The organism is Larkinella sp. C7 (genome assembly GCF_006149005.1).
GTDB lineage: Bacteria > Bacteroidota > Bacteroidia > Cytophagales > Spirosomataceae > Larkinella.
Map to the genome: position 1 here is coordinate 643717 of NZ_VBSL01000004.1, position 18855 is coordinate 662571.

Annotated in this window: 24 protein-coding genes; 7 read left to right on the plus strand and 17 right to left on the minus strand. The window is 50.1% G+C overall.

Annotated elements, in window-relative coordinates; genetic code table 11:
- The first annotated feature begins 44 nt into the window (after positions 1 to 44).
- Positions 45 to 461: a nuclease A inhibitor family protein gene (locus FH871_RS13650; RefSeq protein WP_138991963.1), complete on the plus strand. Its 417-nt coding sequence runs from the start codon at positions 45 to 47 to the stop codon at positions 459 to 461.
- Between the two features lie 38 nt (positions 462 to 499).
- Here FH871_RS13650 and rplT read toward each other — a convergent pair whose 3' ends face one another.
- The 8 genes from rplT to FH871_RS13690 form a co-directional block, all read right to left on the minus strand.
- The gene (gene rplT, locus FH871_RS13655; protein WP_114409337.1) at positions 500 to 844 is read right to left on the minus strand and encodes a 50S ribosomal protein L20; all 345 of its coding nucleotides are present in this window, start codon (positions 842 to 844) and stop codon (positions 500 to 502) included.
- Positions 845 to 1039: 195 nt separating this feature from the next.
- A complete protein-coding gene (gene rpmI, locus FH871_RS13660) occupies positions 1040 to 1237 on the minus strand; it encodes a 50S ribosomal protein L35 (protein WP_114409338.1) in 198 nt (65 codons plus the stop codon).
- A gap of 139 nt (positions 1238 to 1376) precedes the next feature.
- Entirely contained in the window at positions 1377 to 1937 is a 561-nt protein-coding gene (gene infC / locus FH871_RS13665) for a translation initiation factor IF-3 (protein ID WP_114409339.1), read from the minus strand.
- Positions 1938 to 2145: 208 nt separating this feature from the next.
- Entirely contained in the window at positions 2146 to 4095 is a 1950-nt protein-coding gene (gene thrS, locus FH871_RS13670; RefSeq protein WP_138991964.1) for a threonine--tRNA ligase, read from the minus strand.
- Between the two features lie 384 nt (positions 4096 to 4479).
- Complete coding sequence (locus FH871_RS13675) at positions 4480 to 5652, minus strand: tetratricopeptide repeat protein (RefSeq protein ID WP_171062838.1); 1173 nt, start codon at positions 5650 to 5652, stop codon at positions 4480 to 4482.
- Positions 5653 to 5739: 87 nt separating this feature from the next.
- Positions 5740 to 6639 carry a class I SAM-dependent methyltransferase gene (locus tag FH871_RS13680; protein WP_138991966.1) on the minus strand — a complete coding sequence of 300 codons (900 nt, stop codon included), beginning with the start codon at positions 6637 to 6639 and terminating at the stop codon, positions 5740 to 5742.
- Positions 6636 to 7043 (minus strand): EVE domain-containing protein, encoded by a 408-nt coding sequence (locus FH871_RS13685; protein WP_138991967.1) that lies wholly within the window; start codon positions 7041 to 7043, stop codon positions 6636 to 6638. Before FH871_RS13685 ends, FH871_RS13680 begins: the two co-directional genes overlap by 4 nt.
- Positions 7044 to 7112: 69 nt before the next feature.
- Positions 7113 to 7667 (minus strand): DinB family protein, encoded by a 555-nt coding sequence (locus tag FH871_RS13690; protein ID WP_138991968.1) that lies wholly within the window; start codon positions 7665 to 7667, stop codon positions 7113 to 7115.
- Positions 7668 to 8074: 407 nt separating this feature from the next.
- Here FH871_RS13690 and FH871_RS13695 point away from each other — a divergent pair, with 407 nt between their 5' ends.
- The gene (locus FH871_RS13695; RefSeq protein WP_138991969.1) at positions 8075 to 8632 is read left to right on the plus strand and encodes an RNA polymerase sigma factor; all 558 of its coding nucleotides are present in this window, start codon (positions 8075 to 8077) and stop codon (positions 8630 to 8632) included.
- Positions 8633 to 8691: 59 nt separating this feature from the next.
- Here the strand turns inward: FH871_RS13695 and FH871_RS13700 are convergent, their stop codons facing one another.
- The gene (locus FH871_RS13700) at positions 8692 to 9186 is read right to left on the minus strand and encodes a DUF421 domain-containing protein (protein ID WP_138991970.1); all 495 of its coding nucleotides are present in this window, start codon (positions 9184 to 9186) and stop codon (positions 8692 to 8694) included.
- 134 nt (positions 9187 to 9320) lie between these two features.
- On the opposite strand from FH871_RS13700, the gene FH871_RS13705 reads away from it, so the two are divergent.
- The 3 genes from FH871_RS13705 to FH871_RS13715 all read left to right on the plus strand — a co-directional run bounded on the left by FH871_RS13705 (position 9321) and on the right by FH871_RS13715 (position 12030).
- The gene (locus FH871_RS13705) at positions 9321 to 9860 is read left to right on the plus strand and encodes a DUF6580 family putative transport protein (RefSeq protein ID WP_138991971.1); all 540 of its coding nucleotides are present in this window, start codon (positions 9321 to 9323) and stop codon (positions 9858 to 9860) included.
- Positions 9861 to 9961: 101 nt separating this feature from the next.
- Complete coding sequence (locus tag FH871_RS13710; protein WP_138991972.1) at positions 9962 to 10975, plus strand: bestrophin family protein; 1014 nt, start codon at positions 9962 to 9964, stop codon at positions 10973 to 10975.
- 80 nt (positions 10976 to 11055) lie between these two features.
- On the plus strand, positions 11056 to 12030 hold the full coding sequence (locus FH871_RS13715) for a transglutaminase domain-containing protein (protein ID WP_138991973.1): 975 nt from the start codon (positions 11056 to 11058) through the stop codon (positions 12028 to 12030).
- Positions 12031 to 12141: 111 nt separating this feature from the next.
- On the opposite strand, the gene FH871_RS13720 is transcribed toward FH871_RS13715, so the two are convergent.
- From FH871_RS13720 to FH871_RS13730, 3 genes are read right to left on the minus strand one after another with little or no spacing between them, the layout of a single operon-like run.
- Positions 12142 to 13446, minus strand: a complete 1305-nt coding sequence (locus tag FH871_RS13720; RefSeq protein ID WP_138991974.1) for a hydantoinase/oxoprolinase family protein — start codon at positions 13444 to 13446, stop codon at positions 12142 to 12144.
- 28 nt (positions 13447 to 13474) lie between these two features.
- Positions 13475 to 13981, minus strand: a complete 507-nt coding sequence (locus FH871_RS13725) for a hypothetical protein (RefSeq protein WP_138991975.1) — start codon at positions 13979 to 13981, stop codon at positions 13475 to 13477.
- A gap of 19 nt (positions 13982 to 14000) precedes the next feature.
- A complete protein-coding gene (locus FH871_RS13730; protein WP_138991976.1) occupies positions 14001 to 14903 on the minus strand; it encodes a histone deacetylase in 903 nt (300 codons plus the stop codon).
- Positions 14904 to 14946: 43 nt separating this feature from the next.
- On the opposite strand from FH871_RS13730, the gene FH871_RS13735 reads away from it, so the two are divergent.
- Both FH871_RS13735 and FH871_RS13740 read left to right on the plus strand, forming a co-directional pair.
- A complete protein-coding gene (locus FH871_RS13735) occupies positions 14947 to 15696 on the plus strand; it encodes an SDR family oxidoreductase (protein WP_138991977.1) in 750 nt (249 codons plus the stop codon).
- Positions 15697 to 15903: 207 nt separating this feature from the next.
- On the plus strand, positions 15904 to 16182 hold the full coding sequence (locus FH871_RS13740) for a hypothetical protein (RefSeq protein WP_138991978.1): 279 nt from the start codon (positions 15904 to 15906) through the stop codon (positions 16180 to 16182).
- A 132-nt stretch (positions 16183 to 16314) separates the two neighbouring features.
- Here the strand turns inward: FH871_RS13740 and FH871_RS13745 are convergent, their stop codons facing one another.
- The 5 genes from FH871_RS13745 to FH871_RS13765 form a co-directional block, all read right to left on the minus strand.
- Positions 16315 to 16509 (minus strand): hypothetical protein, encoded by a 195-nt coding sequence (locus tag FH871_RS13745; protein WP_138991979.1) that lies wholly within the window; start codon positions 16507 to 16509, stop codon positions 16315 to 16317.
- Between the two features lie 531 nt (positions 16510 to 17040).
- The gene (locus tag FH871_RS13750; RefSeq protein ID WP_138991980.1) at positions 17041 to 17310 is read right to left on the minus strand and encodes a hypothetical protein; all 270 of its coding nucleotides are present in this window, start codon (positions 17308 to 17310) and stop codon (positions 17041 to 17043) included.
- Positions 17311 to 17383: 73 nt separating this feature from the next.
- Positions 17384 to 17563 carry a hypothetical protein gene (locus FH871_RS13755; protein WP_138991981.1) on the minus strand — a complete coding sequence of 60 codons (180 nt, stop codon included), beginning with the start codon at positions 17561 to 17563 and terminating at the stop codon, positions 17384 to 17386.
- Between the two features lie 476 nt (positions 17564 to 18039).
- Positions 18040 to 18345: an outer membrane beta-barrel protein gene (locus FH871_RS13760; protein WP_138991982.1), complete on the minus strand. Its 306-nt coding sequence runs from the start codon at positions 18343 to 18345 to the stop codon at positions 18040 to 18042.
- A complete protein-coding gene (locus FH871_RS13765; RefSeq protein WP_138991983.1) occupies positions 18346 to 18726 on the minus strand; it encodes a hypothetical protein in 381 nt (126 codons plus the stop codon).
- Between the last annotated feature and the right edge of the window lie 129 nt (positions 18727 to 18855).

Sequence of the window (18855 nt, forward strand, 5' to 3'; positions counted from 1 at the left end):
CGGAATCAGTTTCATTGAGACGCAATTATTTACGGATTGTAACAATGCCGCCCCAAGAATCTACCCCAGAATGGTCGCTTTCTGATTTGCTGACCGACCTGTTTTACCCCAGCGAGTCGAACGAACCCGTTGATTCCTTGGACTATACCGTTGATTTCGAGCCGCCGTTGACCGTCAGCCAGGTGAAGGATTTGTTACTGATTCCACCGAAAATTTACGTTGAAGAAATCCCGGAAGACGGTTTTTGGGAACCGGTTGTTACCGATCAGGTGTGGTATGACGAGGAAGAAAAGAAAAGAACCACCCGGTTTATCGAACTGCAAAAAACCATTCAGGCTGCCTTGAGCGATCGTCAGGTGTTCCGGGTTGGCGAAAACGAAGTGGATTTGTATTTACTCGGACGCAAAGCGGACGGCTGCTGGGCCGGATTGAAGACGCTGGTAGTAGATACCGCTTTCTAAAAAAAGCAGGCAGCCGGTAAGGGCTGCCTGCGGACTATTTATTTCACAGTTTCAACAACGGCTTTGAAAGCCTCGGGGTGGTTCATGGCCAGATCAGCCAATACCTTTCTGTTTAACTCAATACCGGCTGAGTGAATTTTTCCCATCAGGGCCGAGTAGGAAACACCGTGCAGACGCGCACCGGCGTTGATCCGCTGAATCCAGAGAGCGCGGAAATCGCGTTTCTTCTGGCGACGGTCGCGGAAAGCATAAACGAGGCCTTTTTCAACCGCGTTTTTCGCTACCGTCCAAACATTTTTACGACGACCAAAGTATCCTTTGGCCAATTTCATTACTTTCTTGCGACGCGCCCTGGAGGCTACGTGGTTCACTGAACGTGGCATTTTTGATTTTTTTTGTTTTTGACAACAGGCGACAAGTTCAGTTAAGAGTGAAGAGTTAATAATTATGAGTTAATCTTCTCACTGGAAAACAACTCTTAATCTTCATTCTTACTTCCTAACTCATTTTGTTCTTGAAAGGCCTGAGATCGGGTTGAACATGAAACCGCGCGGAGAATCCGCGAAAGTGGGCGTTGCTTACGCCAGGTTGAGCATAACCTTGATCCGACGCTCATCGCCTTTGAAAACCAGCGCATCGTGAACCAGGTTCCGTTTGCGTTTGGTCGACTTTTTCGTCAGGATATGGCTGTGGAAGGCATGCTTCCGTTTGATTTTGCCGGTACCAGTCAGCTTGAAACGCTTCTTGGCGCCCGAATTGGTTTTTACTTTTGGCATTGCTTTAAACAGAAATGTTGCTGATTGTGAAACAGGCCGCAAAGATACGCAAAAAAAGTTTAAGGTTTATAGTATATGGTTCTGACTGCTGTGATTAGCAACCAAAACCATAGACGATAAACCTTAAACCAAAAACAAATTATTTTTTCACCTGAACCACCTTCGGTGCCAGGAACATACTCATCCGCTTGCCTTCCAGTTTGGGTTCAGCCTCAACGCGGCCGATGTCTTCCAAACCTTTGGCAAACCGCTGGAGCAGTTCAACACCCCGCTCTTTGAAGACGATGGAACGCCCGACAAACTGGACGTAAGCCTTCACCTTCGAGCCTTCTTTCAGGAAGTTGATGGCGTGTTTCAATTTAAATTCAAAATCGTGGTCGTCGGTGTTCGGGCCGAACCGGATTTCTTTGATAACGACTTTCTGAGCCTTCGCCTTGATTTCCTTTTGCTTCTTCTTCTGTTCGTATTTGAACTTCGAATAGTCGACAATCCGGCAGACGGGCGGCACGGCGTTGGGAGAAATTTCGACCAGGTCGAGGGCTTGCGACTTGGCTAGATCAAGTGCTTGCTGAATATCGTAAACGCCCTGTTCGACGTTTTCACCAACTACCCGAACCGAACGGGCTAGAATACGGCCGTTGATCCGGTAAGGTTCTTCGACCACACGCGGTGGGCGCATGGGTCTGCGCTGTAATGCCATAGATAATATTTAGAGTTGAAAATGGGTCCGCTGTTGCGGGTGATTACGTGCCTATAACGTAATGTGTATTATAAAGTTTCCCGTAAAATACGCATTTTGAGCATTCGGAGCAAGAAAATGAGGTTAATGACCAATTAACCGGAAGTAATGAAGCGCCGAAAACCGTCCGGCCTGTTCATTACCCCCTGTTCAGGGTTCACTTATTTCATCAAACTGCTTTCGCTACGGGCTTGATTTCATTTTGAAAAAACGCCACAAATTCGGCAATGGTCATCGATCCAAGGTCACCTTCGCCTTTCTTGCGAACGGAAACACGCCCTTCGGCCTGCTCCTTTTCGCCCAGAATCAGCATGAATGGCACTTTGTTCAATTCCGAATCCCGGATCTTGCGACCGATCTTCTCATCGCGGTGATCGACGTACCCCCGAATGTCACTTTCCTGCAAAGTTAGAAAAACTTCGTTGGAATAGTCCTCATATTTCTCCGAAATCGGCAAAACCGCAATTTGGTCGGGCGACAGCCAGAGCGGAAAATTCCCCCCCGAGTTCTCGATCAGGATGGCAATAAACCGTTCCATCGAACCAAACGGCGCGCGGTGAATCATCACCGGCCGGTATTTCTGGTTGTCGGAACCGGTGTATTCCAGTTCAAATCGCTCGGGCAGGTTGTAGTCGACCTGGATGGTGCCCAACTGCCATTTGCGGCCCAGGGCATCCCGAACCATGAAATCCAGCTTGGGACCGTAGAAAGCCGCTTCGCCCAATTCAGTCACGGTTCTCAGTCCCCGTTCGGCCGACGCTTCGATGATGGCCGCTTCGGCTTTTTCCCACAGCTCATCCGAGCCAATGTATTTCTGCTTGTTTTCGGGATCGCGCAACGAAATCTGGGCGCTGTAATCATCGAATCCGAGTGATTTGAAAACATACAGCACCAGATCGATGACTTTGATGAACTCCTCTTTCACCTGATCCGGGCGGCAGAAAATGTGCGCATCGTCCTGCGTAAAACCGCGAACCCGGGTCAAGCCGTGGAGTTCACCGCTTTGTTCGTACCGATAAACCGTGCCAAACTCCGCCAGCCGCAAGGGCAAATCCCGGTAGGAACGGGGCCTGGTTTTGTAAATTTCGCAGTGGTGCGGGCAGTTCATGGGTTTCAGCAGAAACTCCTCGCCCGCTTCCGGCGTCAGAATGGGCTTGAACGAGTCTTCCCCGTATTTCTCCCAGTGGCCTGAGGTGACGTACAATTGCTTCGAACCGATGTGGGGCGTAACGACCTGCTGGTAACCCGCCCGAACCTGCGCTTTCCGCAGAAAATTCTCCAGCCGTTCGCGCAGCATGGTTCCTTTTGGTAACCACAGCGGCAAACCGGCACCGACTTTTTCCGAAAAAGCAAACAGTTCCAGTTCCTTGCCCAGTTTCCGGTGGTCGCGTTTTTTGGCTTCTTCCAGCAGGTGCAGGTAATCGTCCAGTTCTTTCTGTTTCGGAAACGTGACCGCATAAACGCGGGTCAGCATCTTGTTCTTCTCATCGCCCCGCCAATAGGCCCCGGCCACGTTCATCAGCTTTACGGCTTTGATAAAACCGGTATGTGGAATGTGTGGTCCCCGGCAGAGGTCGGTGAAGGTTCCCTGGGTGTAGAACGAAATTGTTCCGTCTTCGAGCCGTTCCAGCAGGTCAAGTTTATAGGGATCGCCTTTCTTTTCAAAATAGGCGACGGCTTCGGCTTTGCTGATCGGCTGACGGATAAACTCCTGTTTCTGCCGCGCCAGTTCCAGCATTTTGTCTTCCACTTTTTTAAAATCCTCCTGCGAGAAATGCTGCCCGTTCAGATCGACGTCGTAATAAAAGCCTTTCTCGATCGGCGGCCCGATTCCGAACTGAATGCCCGGATACAGTTCTTCCAGGGCTTCGGCCAGCAAGTGGGCGGATGAATGCCAGAATGTCGCTTTTCCTTCGGTATCGTTCCACGTCAAAAGGGTAACCGCTGCATCCGTTGTGATGGGGCGCGTGGCATCCTGCACGGTGCCATTCACCTTGGCAGCCAACACATTGCGCGCCAGCCCTTCGCTGATGCTCAGGGCAATTTCCAGACTGGTTACTCCATTGGGATACTCCCGGACACTGCCGTCGGGCAGTGTAATGCGAATTTGGTCACTCATTTTTATAAAGTTTATCAGTGGTACTCAATCGGCAATTGTTTTGAATGTTCAATGTAAAATGACGCCAACTAGACGCCAACTATGAGATGATGCCCATGCCTAACAGTTGTTCAAGTGCCAGCGGCACGTAACGTTAATAGCAAATCGGCATTTTGAGTACTCTCCAGGCGTGCCGGAGGTACGCGATATAGGCTTAGTTGCGTACCTCCGGCACGCCTGGAGCTCTTAAAATATCCATTTGCTATTAACATCGGACCTCTCCGGGGTCAATAATCTCACCGTTTGCGTTAAAATGATAAATTTTGAATGTAAAAGTAGTAAGGATGCAATCACTTTTAAATTTGGTATTTATCATTTTACATTAATCATTCCTCATTAAACATCTCAATTTCTTGTTGAATCGCGGCTAAATCGGGATCGGGGCTGAATCATCATGACGCGGACGCGCGTGGTGTCGAGCACCTGACCGGGGCGGGTTGGCGCAATGGGGCGTTCTTCGTACGGAAGATCGGTAGCATCGCCATACATTTTTTTCTTCTGCACCCGCCAGTAGCCATAATATGCCTGCTGATCGGCGGCATTCTCCTGCATGGCTAACGCATATTGCTTACCGGCTTGTTCCCACTCCCGGAATTGTTCATAGCACATGGCGATGTAATAATGGATGCGGGGAAACTGCGGGGCCTGTTTCACCACCTGATCGAAATGCTGCAAGGCCTGTGCCATGTTCCGCAGCTTCATCATCACCAGACCCGACTGAAAGTGCGCCTGCACCATCGTGGGGTTGAGTCGCAAGGCTTTCTGGTAAAAAAAGTAGGCACTGTCGGACGCAGCCGTTTGCTGGTAAATGTGGCCGAGGGCATACAGCAAACCGGGGTCGTTCGGGAAGTATCCGCCCCCCCGTTTGTTGTAGGCAATGGCCGACGCATAATCGCCCCGAACGGAATGGATGATCGACAACTGCACGTACGGTTCCAGAAACCGGGGTTTCAGCGTCAGGGCCCGTTTGTAAAACGTAACCGCCCGGGTAGTGTCTCCCGATTTGGCCGCCACCAGACCGTTGAGGTAAAACGCTTCGCCTTCGTAGGGCGCCATTTGCAGGGCTTTCACGAGGTAAAACCGGGCGCGGTCCAACTGCTTTTCATGCTGAAGCAAATCCCCGATGGCAATGTATAATTCCGGCGTGTTGACACCGAGCCCCTCGGCCCGCAACGCACTTTCCAGTCCATCATCATACAATTGCTTTTTTCGCAAAACCTGCGCCTTTACAAAGTGATACCGTCCTTCGTTGTTTTCCCGTTCGAGGGCTTCGTTGATGTCGGACAGCGCTTCGTCGGTTTTTCCGAGATCCATATAAAGTGCCGCGCGTTTGGCATAGGCCGACGCCGGGCCGCTCTGGTTAATGGCCCGCGTCAGGGCTTCCAGAGCCGCCTGGTTGCGGATGTCGGCCGAATTTTCCGGCACAGCGGGAATGCGGGTCTGCCGGCGGTCGTCGTCGGAACAGGCCACTAGAAAACACACACCAATCAGACACCAGAGGCTACAGAATTTGCCCATTCTAATTCCCGGAAAACAGGACATACTGCCGTATCCGAAATACCGGATGGCCAGACAGCCCTGTTCGTTTCCAACTGCAAATATAGGTCATTCGATGGAAGAAAACCGATAAAATACGCCCAGGGGCAGGCGTTTGGCAAAACCGTCGCTGAGATACAACTCGCCAAATTCGGTATTGGGACGCGCGCCAAAATGAGCTTTCATAAGGTTTTCCAGAATCAGCGCGGAAAAACCGAGGGAGTAGAGGTTGATGATCAAAAAATACTGCTGCTTGTCCAGTAATTCGGCGCAAACCTGCAACAACTCATTGAGGTGTTCTTCCAGCAGCCACTTCTCCCCTTCCGGTCCGCGACCGTAGGCCGGTGGGTCCAATATCAAGCCGTGATAGGTATTGCCGCGACGAACTTCCCGTTTCACAAACTTCAGCGCATCTTCCACCACCCAGCGGATGTTGTCGAGTCCGCTGGCTTCCATGTTTTCCCGCGACCAGGTAATTACCTGCCGAACGGCATCGACATGGGTCACCTCCGCACCAGCCTGCCGGGCCGACAACGACGCGGCTCCGGTATAGGCAAACAGGTTCAGAATACGCGGTTTTTCGACGGGAAGAGCCGATACGTTCCGGTGAATAAAAGGCCAGTTCACGGCCTGCTCCGGGAAAATTCCGACGTGTTTGAACGACGAAAGCGAGAGTTTGAAGGTCAGATCCAGGCCTTGTTGCTGATACGGAATGAACCATTTCTCGTCCATTTTGGAGCGCAGCACCCACTCCCCTTTTTCCTGCGATCCCTTGTCTTTTTTGAAAACCGCATGGGCCCGGTTTTGCCATTCGGCATCCGTCAATGACTTGGGCCAGATGGCCTGCGGTTCCGGGCGGCTGAGGACAACGGAGCCAAAGCGTTCAAGTTTTTCAAAACCGCCCGTGTCGATTAATTCATAGGAAGACCAGCTTTCGGGGGTCAGCAGCGTCAGACGGTTGTTACTCATGAGCCCAGGGCTAAAATACACTCAAATTCGTTGACGCTGACCGGAACGACCGACAGCCGGGACTGCCGGATCAGCAACAGATTCTGCAACAGCGGTTCCGCTTTGATCTGCTGTAGCGAAACCGGTTTCGAAAGCCGGGTGACGGGTTCGAGTTCCACCACCACCCACCGCGGGTCCTCCGGAATGGTCGGATCGGGATAGGCCTCGTGGCTCACTTTGGCCAGTCCGACCACTTCCTTGCCCGCCACACTGTGGTAAAACAGGACCTGATCGCCCAGGCGCATCGAAGCGAGGTTGTTCCGGGCCTGGTAGTTGCGCACCCCATCCCACACGGCCCGGCCCTGCTTAACAAAATCGTCCCACGAATACGCGTCCGGTTCGGACTTAACGAGCCAGTAGTTCAACGGATTGAGTCATTAAAAGGGTTGCGAGGATTGAATGATTAAACAGGACTGAAATAGTTTGCCGACGGTTTAATAGTCGTCGAACTCATCACCGTATTTGGATCCGAACTCATCGCGCGAATGATCTTCGTCCAGCCCTTTGAATTTCAGTCCTTTTTTGATAATGGAAATCTGACCGGAGTGGTAGGTATCGTGATTGATGATGCCGTGCAACATATCGTAGTACGTATAGTCTCTACCGGGTACAATGTCTTCCAGAAATTCATCGTAGTCGCGTTTGTCGAGTTCGTTGATCAATTCTTCCTGGCTCAGACTCAGTTCCATTTGCAGGGCTTCCCACTCAAAATCGTCGATAACCTGAAACGACCCGAAATTTTTCTCCGGCGTCTTGATGTCGAAATCCTTGTCTCCCTGCATTTTCTTGACGCAAAAAATCCGCCAGCTTGTCATGTGGAAGACCAGTTCGGCAATGGAATGCGTGTTGGGCGTTAACCGGTGACCCGCCATTTCGGGAGAAACGCCACTCAGTACTTCCACCAGCGAAGGCCCGTGCCAGGCTTCTTCCCCTTCGTAGGTTGTGTTGAGCAGGTCAATGATTCGTATCAATTCGTCGTTCTGTACCATTGGAATCGTGTTGTAAATGAGCGGAGGGCCTGTGTCCCCTTACGGTTCTTTCGGCAAAGGTAAAAGGGTTTGTTATTTTTTCATTGTGTTACTTACCTATTCTATCCTAAAAAGAGATATAACTTATTGAAGAATGTGCACGAAAAGGCCTTTTTCCCGCTCCTGACAATAATACAAGTCCATCTTCTGAATCCGGTTCATCTCCTAAAATCAATCCAATATTTTTTTACGGTGGATTGATTATAAACTAATGGTGAAAATCAAATAAAAGTAAAGCTACCCCTTGACATTTGTATGAGCAATCAATAGCTTTGGATCATTGAGCGATTGCTCAATTATTATTACTCAAAGGGTCAGCCTCCTCTTTGTGTTCAATACATAGTTCACGATTTCTGTGCTATCAACTTATGAACACCAATCGTCACACCGACGAGGAGCTGGTACGGTATTACCTTGCTACCCAACAAAGCGACTATTTTGGTCAACTCTACAAACGGTATTCAAACAAGGTATACCGCCGGTGTTTGACCATTACCAAAGACCCCGTCGATGCGGAAGATTTCACGCAGGACATTTTCTTGCGGGTTTTGTCCGGACTACACAATTTCAAGGAAAAGTCCACCTTCTCGACCTGGCTCTACACGGTTTCTACCAACTATTGCATGGATCGCATGAAACTGGGCCGCCGGCGGAGCGATTGGGTTGAACTGGATCACGAGATCGTCAAGTCCCTGGCCGAAACCAACGACTATGCCGGGATGGAAGAACGTTATCAGCTCGTGGATCTGATTCTGGAGAAAATCGCCCCCAGCGAGTCGATGTATATGCGAATGAAGTATGAAGACAACATGAACATCCGGGAAATGGCAATACTACTACAGGTTAAAGACAGTGCCGTCAAAATGCGGCTGAAACGCGTTCGGGATAAAGTGAAAGATATACTCATTTTTTATCAACTGAATTGATTCAGATAACCGGATAATAGCGCCTGATGGGGTCTGGTTTTTTAGGCGATTTTATCCGGTTATTTTTTTTCGATTACACTGATGTTTCCGCTGCCTTCGAGGTAGCATTTTTTTACGTTTTGGTAATCGTCAACGCCTTTTTCCCGCAGAATGCTGATCAATTCGTCTTCCGTGATCATCTCCCGCTTCATGTTCTGGCGCATCAACTGCCCATCCTTCACCAGTAAAATCGGATCGGGTTCAATCATTCTTTTTAGAAAAACCGATTGGTAACCCAACCAATCGAGCGTGTAGTCCCAGAAAACCAGCGTTCCGACCAGAAACAAACCCTCCGTCACGGATTCATACGGCCCGGCCATCGCGTTCTGAGCGGCATCCGAAATCATCGTAATGAGTAGCAAGTCGCTGAGATTCAGCTGCCCGGTGCCGCGCCTGAAAAACCGCAGGTATAAAAAGATAAACCAATACGTCAGGGTGCCGCGCACCATCATTTCCAAAACAGACGTTGTGGGGATAAAGACCGACTGCCAGTCAACGCCAATTAGTTTTTCCATAGCATACAACAGGTTAGAATTCTGAAACGGATCTGCGACGGAAAGTAGCGGAAATCCGGCAGCAAATCGAGTGTCCGGTCCCCCAAATTGATTCAGGTTTTGACAGTTTTTAATTTTCGGTGTAACTTCACGCCATGAAGCTTATTCACATTCGTACGGCATCGTTAGCGGCCATCATCGTTGTCACGGCTCTGAGTCGTTTGTTACCTCACCCGTATAATTTTACACCCATTGCTGCCCTGGCCCTGTTTGGCGCGGCCACCTTTGAGCGCAAATGGCTCGGGCTGGCCATTCCGCTGGCCGCCATGCTGCTCAGTGACCTCTTCCTTGGTTTCCACAGCGGGATGATGAGCGTTTACAGTGCCTTCACCGTAATCTGGTTGCTGGGCGTTGTTCTGTTACGCAGAGTCACCTTTGGCCGGGTCTTGACCGCTTCGCTCCTGTCCTCAGCCCTGTTTTTTCTGATCACCAATTTCGCAGTCTGGTACGGCAGTTCGTTCTACCCGCAAACGCCCCAGGGCCTGATGGCCAGTTATGCCGCCGGTTTGGCGTTCTACGATGGCCAGTCGTTCTTCCTGAATGCTGTGTTGGGCGATCTGACCTTCAGCACGGTTTTATTTGGCAGTTATTACCTTTTACAACGACAGTTTCCGGTTTTCAGGCTCGCCCGATAAATTCAGTCATCTTATCGATACCCTAAAGACCTGTAAGCTTTCAAACCTTGCAGGTCTTTTTTTAGTGATCTCATACCGACTCAACCAACTTTCTATCCATCATGTATACCTCCAAGCGGGTTCGATTTCACCATATTTTTCCGTTCGCCTGGCGTTCGGTTTTGTTCTTTCTGGGGTATTCCACCCTCATCTGTCTGCTCTACGTCATGGCGGGCTGGCAGGGCCTGGCCATCCCTTTTCTGCCCATCGGCCTGATCGGAACCGCCGTCGCGTTCTACGTGGGTTTCAAAAACAATTCCTCCTACGAACGGCTGTGGGAAGGGCGACGGATCTGGGGCAGTCTGGTCAACGTCAGCCGGTCGTGGGCCATTATGGCACTGGATTACGTGACCAATCTGAACGCCACCGCTCCGGTTTCGGAACAGGAACTGAAAACCATTCACCAAAGTCTGGTCTACCGCCAACTGGCATTTCTGAACGCCCTGCGGCTCCAGCTTCGCCGACGCACGGTTTGGGAAGCCTGTGTGGGGGCCGAGCATACCCTGATCGAACGCATTGAAGCCTTTCGGCTGCACCAACTGGATGAAGACCTGGCACCGTTTTTAACCACCGAAGAAGTCGAATTCATCATCAAGCGACAGAATGCCGCCACGCATCTGATCCGGAACCAATCCGCCCAACTCAAAGAACTGCGGGCCAAAGGACTGATTTCGGAGTACTACCACGCTGAAATGGAACGCTTGCTGGTCGAATGTTACAACCAGCAGGGCGCCTGCGAGCGAATCAAAACGTTTCCGTTTCCCCGCCAGTACGCCTTTTTCAGTTACGTCTTCATCTGGCTTTTCGTCCTGATTCTGCCCTACGGCTTGCTTGGTGAAATGGCTAAACTGGGCGACTGGTACGTCTGGCTGACCATTCCGTTCTACACCCTGATCTCCTGGGTGTTCAACACGATGGAAATTATTGGTGACACCAGCGAAAATCCGTTCGAAAATAGCATCAACGACGTTCCGATGACGGCCATCTGCCGCAATGTGGAGATCGATTTGCGTGAAATGCTGGGCGAAACCAAGCTGCCGGAGCGTATGCAGGCGGTAGATAATATACTGCTCTAGACGGCACCAGCGGCTAATTCACCGGCGGAAAACAATAAACGGGGGCGGTTTTCAGTTTTATCGACAAGTGTTGAACGAATATGTGTCGCCGATTCCTGCCCATCGTACTTGTGTTGTTTTTTTGCGTCGGATTGAAGCCTGCGTCGGTTGTATCGCCCACCGATCACTACGGCCAGATCGATTACTACGCACGTCATGCTCCGGACTCGTATGCCCGCAGCATTACCAGTTTGTCGGACTACCTGACGGCTCCTGCCCGCACGGATATGGACAAGGTTCGGGTGATTTACGCCTGGATGGTTTCCCACATCCGCTACGATCTGGAGGCCGTTCACAACCGGAGTTCCCAGAAATATTATTCCGAATTTGAATACGCCAACCGGGTTCTGCGCCAGCGAAAAGGGCTCTGCACCGGCTATGCGCTGTTGTTCAAATACCTCCTGAAACGGGCGGGCGTTCAGGCCGTCAACATCCGGGGGTATGCCCGCACGGAGGACAAGGAAGCAGGTCGCCCCATTGCGGTGGTCGACCACGAATGGAATGCCGTCAACATTGAAGATGAGTGGTTTTTGCTGGATTTAGCCTGGGCCGTTACCACCGCTTCGGAAGGCGCTGGCAGCAATGATTTTTATTTCCTGACGCCACCGGAAGTGTTTGTTTCCCAGCACTTTCCAACAGATTCCCGCTGGCAGTTTCTGGATCAGCCACTGAGCAAGAGTGAGTTCGACCGGTTTCCGAAACTCTATGATCCGTATTTTCAGTTGGGATTCGGCCCGGACTTTCCGCGCGACGGCCAGATCCGGGCGCAGGGAAAAGCCGAACTGACGCTGCAAAACGAACAGGCGCTGGAATACCTCTGCACGGTGAGTCGCTTCGGACAATCGAAAGGCTCTGAAGTTCCCGTTAAGGTAGCTCGCTATGGCAACCAGCACCAGTTGCAGTTCAACGTCCCGATCCGGGGCTGGTCGACGCTCCACATTTTTGCCCGCTCCCGGGGCAATGCCCGCGTGAAGAAATACGACTGTATTGCGTCGTTTTCGATCTATAATTCGTGAAGAGACAAGAGAGGGTAGACAGGAGAATAGAGACTGTGAAGTTCCCTTTTTGGGTCTTTATTCTCTTGTCTACCCTCTCTTGTCTACCCTCTCTTGTCTGGTCTCTCCTGTCTATCGCAAAAAAATCCGCAAATTCCGGAACGCATCCATACGGGCGTAGCTTTTTTCGTGCATCACCACCGTGGATTCCGGGCCTTCGATGATTGCCGGTCCCGACAAGGTGTCTTCGGCACGAATACCGGCGCGGTCGTAGATCGGACAACCGCAGGGGGTCAGATCCTTTTCATAATACACCGAACGGTATCCCTTCAGGGCGTGAAAATCCCCCGTCCGCTGGGTGGAGTTGTAATAGCCTGCCCGTTGCATGGCCGCCGGTATTTGCCATTCCGGGTCATTTTCGGCCAACACCAGCAGATACCCCAATGCCGACGACACCCCGGCTCCCACCGGCACCACCACCTGCTTGATCCCCAACAGCCGGGCAATTTCACAGGCATGAACCGGTCCGGCACCCCCAAATGCCAGCAGACTATACGTCTCCAGTTCAGCGGTATGCGCCCCGGTCAATTCCCGGATTTGGGCCGCCAGGTTCGCTTCAACACCGTTGGATACGCGCATGGCAGCTTCTTCCACTGAAATATTGAGAGGAGTCGCCAGGTGTTCCCGAATGGCCTTTTTGGCCAAATCCACTTTGAGTGGAATGGCCCCGTACAGAAAATAATCTTTATTCAGAAAACCCAACACCAAATCCACATCCGTCAACGTCGGCACCGTGCCACCCCGATCGAAGCAAGCCGGCCCCGGCCCCGGTGTAGCATGTTCGGCGAGCAGCACGGGTTCTTTTTCTGCATTCAGCCCGATGTAGCTATTACCGCCCATTTCAAAACTACGCACCTGGTTTTCCAGCGATTGATCCAGTGAATCCATCGATGTGGCCGATAGCTCGTTCTGCAGGGAAACAAACGCCGACGATCCGCCAATTCGCAGTACCACGAGGTTTTTCTGCCCGATCTGATTCCCAAAATACCGCCCGGTCATGAGTCCGCCAATGCGGGGCGACATAATGGATTCGGGGTTTTCCACCGCTTCATTGATGGGAAGCAGACGCCCGTGGCTGGTCACCAACCGAATCGGCGTTGCCCACCCGGCTGCCAGCAGTTTCTCTTCCAGATTCCGGGCACAGGTGATGGCCATGGATGGCAGTATCTGTACACTCATCCCCACCACCAGGGCCTCCACCACCGCCGGATCTACCTGTTTCTCCGCCATGAAATACCCGATTTCTTCCACCAAACGCTCGGTTGAATCATGAATGGTGGTGGGAATTTTCTTGATGGATAGCCGGCCTGCGTCGTCCATCAACACAAAATCCGTAAACGTTTCTCCCAAATCAATGCTAAAACGGTAACGACTCATGGTAGTCTGTTGGCTGTGAGAAACGATTCTATTTCGACGTAATGCGCATGTCCGTAATCCGCCATCGGCCGTCTGGGCCTTTCCGTAACTGGCTGGTTACCAATGCTGAATGGGATGCCGTACCGGTGCTTTCGGCCGGAACATATGCGTATACTTCAACGGATTGAGCGGTATTTTCGTTAATTTCAAGCTTCCGGACGCGGTAATTCTGGTATTTTATTTTTCCGCCCGACGCCTGGTATGCCGCCGGTGTTTTCCGGCTGCCGTCCGAATCGGTAATCATGGCCTCTTCCGTAAACCAGGTTGCCACACTGCCGGTGGGACCCGAACCGGGATTTAAAACGGCCATGCGGCTTTTGAGCAATACCAGAATCGAATCCCGCTCCGGATACAGTTTCGTGGTCGTGGTGCGGGTTTCCGTCCGACGCAAACGCCGTTGCGTATCCTCTTTTGCCTGGTTTGGCGTCGTTTGCTGGGCTACGGCAGATGCCGAAAACCCCACTCCCAACACGAGTGTCAACAGTTGTAGTTTCATTTGTTTTCGTTTTCGTCGCTCAAAAGTAAAGTTTTTCTGCCAATCGAAACGTATTACAATGCGCTTCCACAATGTCGGCCATTCGGGGCGAATAACCGCCCCCCATCGAAACCACCATCGGCAAGCCTTCTTTGCGGGCTTGCTCAAAGACAAACTCGTCGCGCTGTTTGCAGCCTTCACGGGTCAGGTTCAACTTCCCAAGCCGGTCGGATTTCAACACATCGACGCCGGAAATATAAAACAGAAAATCGGGCTTTTGTTCTTTTAACAGACGGGGCAGGGTTTCGGCCAACTGATTGAGGTAAGCGTCGTCGGTCATGCCGGTCGGCAACGCCACGTCCAGATCCGACTGTTCCTTGTGCAGCGGGTAATTGTCTTTGCCATGCATACTGAAGGTAAAAACCCGGGGCTCCTGCCGAAAAATAACCGCGGTTCCATTCCCCTGGTGAACATCCAGGTCGATAACCAGCACTTTCGTAGCAAGTTGCTGATCGAGCATATACCGGGCCGCCACGGCTACATCGTTCAAAAGGCAAAACCCTTCACCCCGGTCCGGAAAGGCGTGGTGGGTGCCACCGGCAATGTTGAGGGCAATGCCAAATTGTAAGGCAAACCGGCTGCAATCGATGGTCCCCTGCGTAATCATCCACTCCCGCAGAATTAATTCTTCTGACAGCGGGAAACCGATCCGGCGCACCATAACCGGCGGAACACTGAGCGTTTTTAACTGCCGGACATAGTCGGCAGTATGGACCGCCAGCACCCAGCGATCATCGATCAGACCGGGGGAAAAAAAGTTGGCAGGCTGGCATGTTCCCTCATACAGCAGCTGATCGTGAATCAATTCATATTTCGACATCGGAAAGCGGTGGCCTTCGGGAAGCGGGTGTCGGTAAATAGGATTATAAGCAATTTTCAACATCCATCGGTAAGTTAGCGGACAGTAACCAGCTATGTATCCACTTATGCAAACTGTCATTGTGACCGGAGGAGCCCAGGGCATCGGGCGTGTAACGACTCAGTATTTATTGACCCACGGCTACCGGGTTGCCATTTGGGAAAGCGACGCCGAAGCGCTCGAAGAGTTCAGCGAAACCATGAAATCGTCGAACTCCAGGGCCCTCGTGCTCAATTGTGACATCACCTCCGAAACCGCCGTGAAAAATGCGGTCAAATCCACCATCGAGCGGTTCGGACAAATCAATCACCTGATTAACAATGCCGCCATTCAGGTTGAAAAACCGCTCGAACGGTTTACACTTGAAGACTGGAACAAAGTCATTGGCACCAACCTGACCGGCACCTTCCTCTGCTCCAAATATACCGCCCCCCACCTCGCCGAACAACAGGGCAGCATTGTTAACCTCTGCTCCACCCGCGCCTTTCAGTCGGAACCGGAAACCTTTGCCTATTCGGCGTCGAAGGGTGGCATATTTGCCCTGACCCATTCGCTGGCGGTTAGTCTGGGGCCTGACGTCCGGGTCAACTGCATCAGTCCGGGCTGGATCGATGTGGCAGCTCTAAAGAAAAAAGGCAAGGCACGCAACGAACAACTCCGCCCCGAGGACCACGCGCAGCATCCGGCCGGCCGGGTTGGGCAGGCCGACGACATCGCCCGGATGATCCTTTTTTTGATCAATGATTCCAACTCATTTATTACCGGACAAAACTTCATTGTAGACGGCGGAATTTCGCGAAAAATGATCTACGTATAACCCATTACAAACCGCTTACTAACAGGCACTTACCATTCGATAAAAAAAATTAGCCGGGATCTGTTTTTTATGTATAATTACTTATGTATTTTTACGTAACGATTTAGTCATTTACGGTAGATCGCCATTCGCGTGGTTGCTCAAATGTCAAACAAAAAGGAAATTACTTTACCCAGTCATTCGGTGATTGAAAGCCGATGGTTGACCATGGTAAATGAAATCCAGCAGCAACACAATGTCTTGATTGACCTGATTGAACAACTGGAGCAAAATCCGGTCACCAACCCGAAAACCGTCTTTCGATTGACAACCCTGCAACAGCATGTGCTGGATACGCTGTCTCACTTGCTGGCCGAATCATTGACGGAGATCGAATCTACCGTGTCGACCCAGGTGGAACGTCTGCAAAAAAAGCATGCCCACAGCCAGATTTTGATTCAGCTTAAAGAACAGATCGATCTGGAACTCAATAAACTCCGGATGTAACCGATACGGCAACGGATGGTAAATCCGGCATTCTGTCCACTCTGCATTCCTTATTTTCTCTGTCCTACATAAAAAAAATAACCCCGGCATAACTGTCGGGGTTTCTTCTTCAATTGATTTTTCAGGGGTAATCTATAGAGTCTCAACTTTTATCGTGTCCGGGTCATAATTGGTCGGTCGATGCACTTCCAGCCACTCTTCAAGCTGCATCAGGGCACCTTCCTCCGTGTAGGAATTATAAATGCGGCTGGCCAGATATGTGCCATCTTTGGCATATACTGTGCATTTGAACTTCTTTTTGTTCAAGGTTCCTCGCAGAGTTTTCATTTCCATTTTCGTGATCTTTAAAGTTCAGCATACAGAGAGTGGGGGCATTAAAACCGTACAGACAGGCAATCAAAATTAAATCAACCGACAAGCGTTTTTTTTGAAATTTACTCGTACTGATGGTGGAGGTTAAGAATAAAAAGAATGGAAAAATAAACTTAATTTTCCGAGCTAATGAGTTGACAACTCATGACATATTGAGCAAAAATCAAACCAAGTACACTATTTATAATTACATATTTTCTTTATTTATAATTATTTTAAAAAGACTTTCTAATTTCTTTTTGCCTACCCGCGTGCAACCATTGCCACATTTTCCGGGTCTATACCGTCAGAATAACCTCATTTATCCAGCAAAATCTCCCCTTGTTTCAGATATAAAGATCAGATTTACTTTACGATGGTGAAACGAATGTCCGGAAGCTTTGCATTCGGACATTTTTGTTTAAATAATTTTTAATAATTTATTGCACAAGCAATATCTTTTAGTAATTATTTTAATCAGTATTCAGCTTAAAGAAGCGTACACACTCAGCGTGCCACATTTTTATTGGTCTGCTCCTTTTTCTGTAAAATCTTGCCTTGCTCGATTAACTCCTGATATGTAAACTCTTCGTTGCGAACATCATTGATATCGTTTTCAACCGTAGCCCGGTTAAATGCCGACCGGCTTGCCGAATCGGCATGTTCTTCTATCACTTTCGAATAGTTGTCCTGGTCGTATTTCTGGTCGAGGGGATCGCAGCTCAGGAATACGAAGGAGATGGAAATTGTCAGGAGGAATATCAGCCGCTTTTTCATGGAAGTTGGGGTTAAACTGATTAACCCACGTTCCCGGCGGATTGTTGCGAAAGCGGCACTTGCGCTTCAGCAGTTATTCCTGCGTATTGACAGTTGCATTCCCATCGTATTTTGTAATGGCCTTATTGACCCGAACCAGTGTTCCCATATTTTGAGCCAGAAACCTTCGTTTGGCATCAAGCCGGTTGGTCGCTTCAACATAGGTAGTCCAGGATTCCTCCCCTTTTAGAAAAGTCACTTTGTAAGTCTTCACGCTTTGTCCTTTTTATACCGGTCTATCTTCAATGGATTAGTTAACACTTAGTATTCAATTAATCAAATGATCAATTGAATACTAGGACAATCAAATCAGGTGCCGGTTTAATCTTGTTGCCCGGATATTGAGCCTGTGGTCTGGAATGACCGGGACAAGTTCGTAATGCCTCATCAAAAAAATAGCCCGACAGAGAAGTCGGGCTAGGTATGAATGGACATCGAAAATACAGTTCTGCACGGAGAAAAACACCGGAAAAACCGCATTGCACGGCTTCCTACTCTCTCCAAAAACAAGACCCGGTGAAAAGATTCCGGGTCTGTTTACTTACCAATCTCTATTAACGGAAGATTTTGAGCCTTCCGTGCAAAATTAGGGGTGTACAGGATCAAAACATGGTACTATTCTACGAATATTCAACACTTTTATGCGCCTTGAAATGAGTTTTATACCAAGCTCTTCTCCTAAAGAATGGATCATCTGTCCCGGTTCTGCTCCGATTCTGCGGTTGATGTACTGCGGTATCCGGTTCTGAGTGGTTTGCCAAAGCGGTAGGTGAGGCCGATCGTGAAAGAAGAAGTGGCATACGTCCGGTCAAAATAGATGTCCGTTTCGCCAACGCTGTAGGTTCCAGATGCATTGGTCTGGTGAAAAAGATCGTTGGCCGTAAACCGGAGTTTCCCGGCATTTTTGAAAAAATCTTTTTCCAGGCCAAGTGTAACCGTAGCCCGGCTTTGGTGGTGATAAAGCCCGTAATACCGGTCACCCAGGTACCAGGCCAATCATTGTATTTTGAATAAGTCTTTGGTCGTAAAAGTATTGCTGGTGTACGCATAGAACTGCGGACGCGGCTTGACCAGTTCAAAACCGTACTGGTGGTCGATGGACTGGCTTCGGGTCAGCGTGATGGTGTTGGAGGTATTCCACCAACGGATGGTCGAAGCGATGAATCCGGTGATGAAAAAAGTATGATCTTTTTCAAGATTCATGCCTTTGAGCACGTAGCTGTTCGGGCCGTCTCCCCGCAAAGCAGCACCGCTGTGCGTACTGGAAATCGTAATATTGTAGGATAGGTTGTTTTTGAGCCGTCGGGTAAAGCTGCTGTCGTTCAAGGCGTTGTTTTCGTCGATCAGGTCGTGGACGTCCGTGCGGAAGCGGGCCACCTGGCTCCCCAGAAATAAGATCGATCCGAGGGAATCCAGTGTCCGGTTGTAGTTGAAAATCAGGGAGTGATTCAGGCGTCTTTCGGATCAAGAACAAAAGTTGTGGAGCATCTTGGATTAAGCATATAA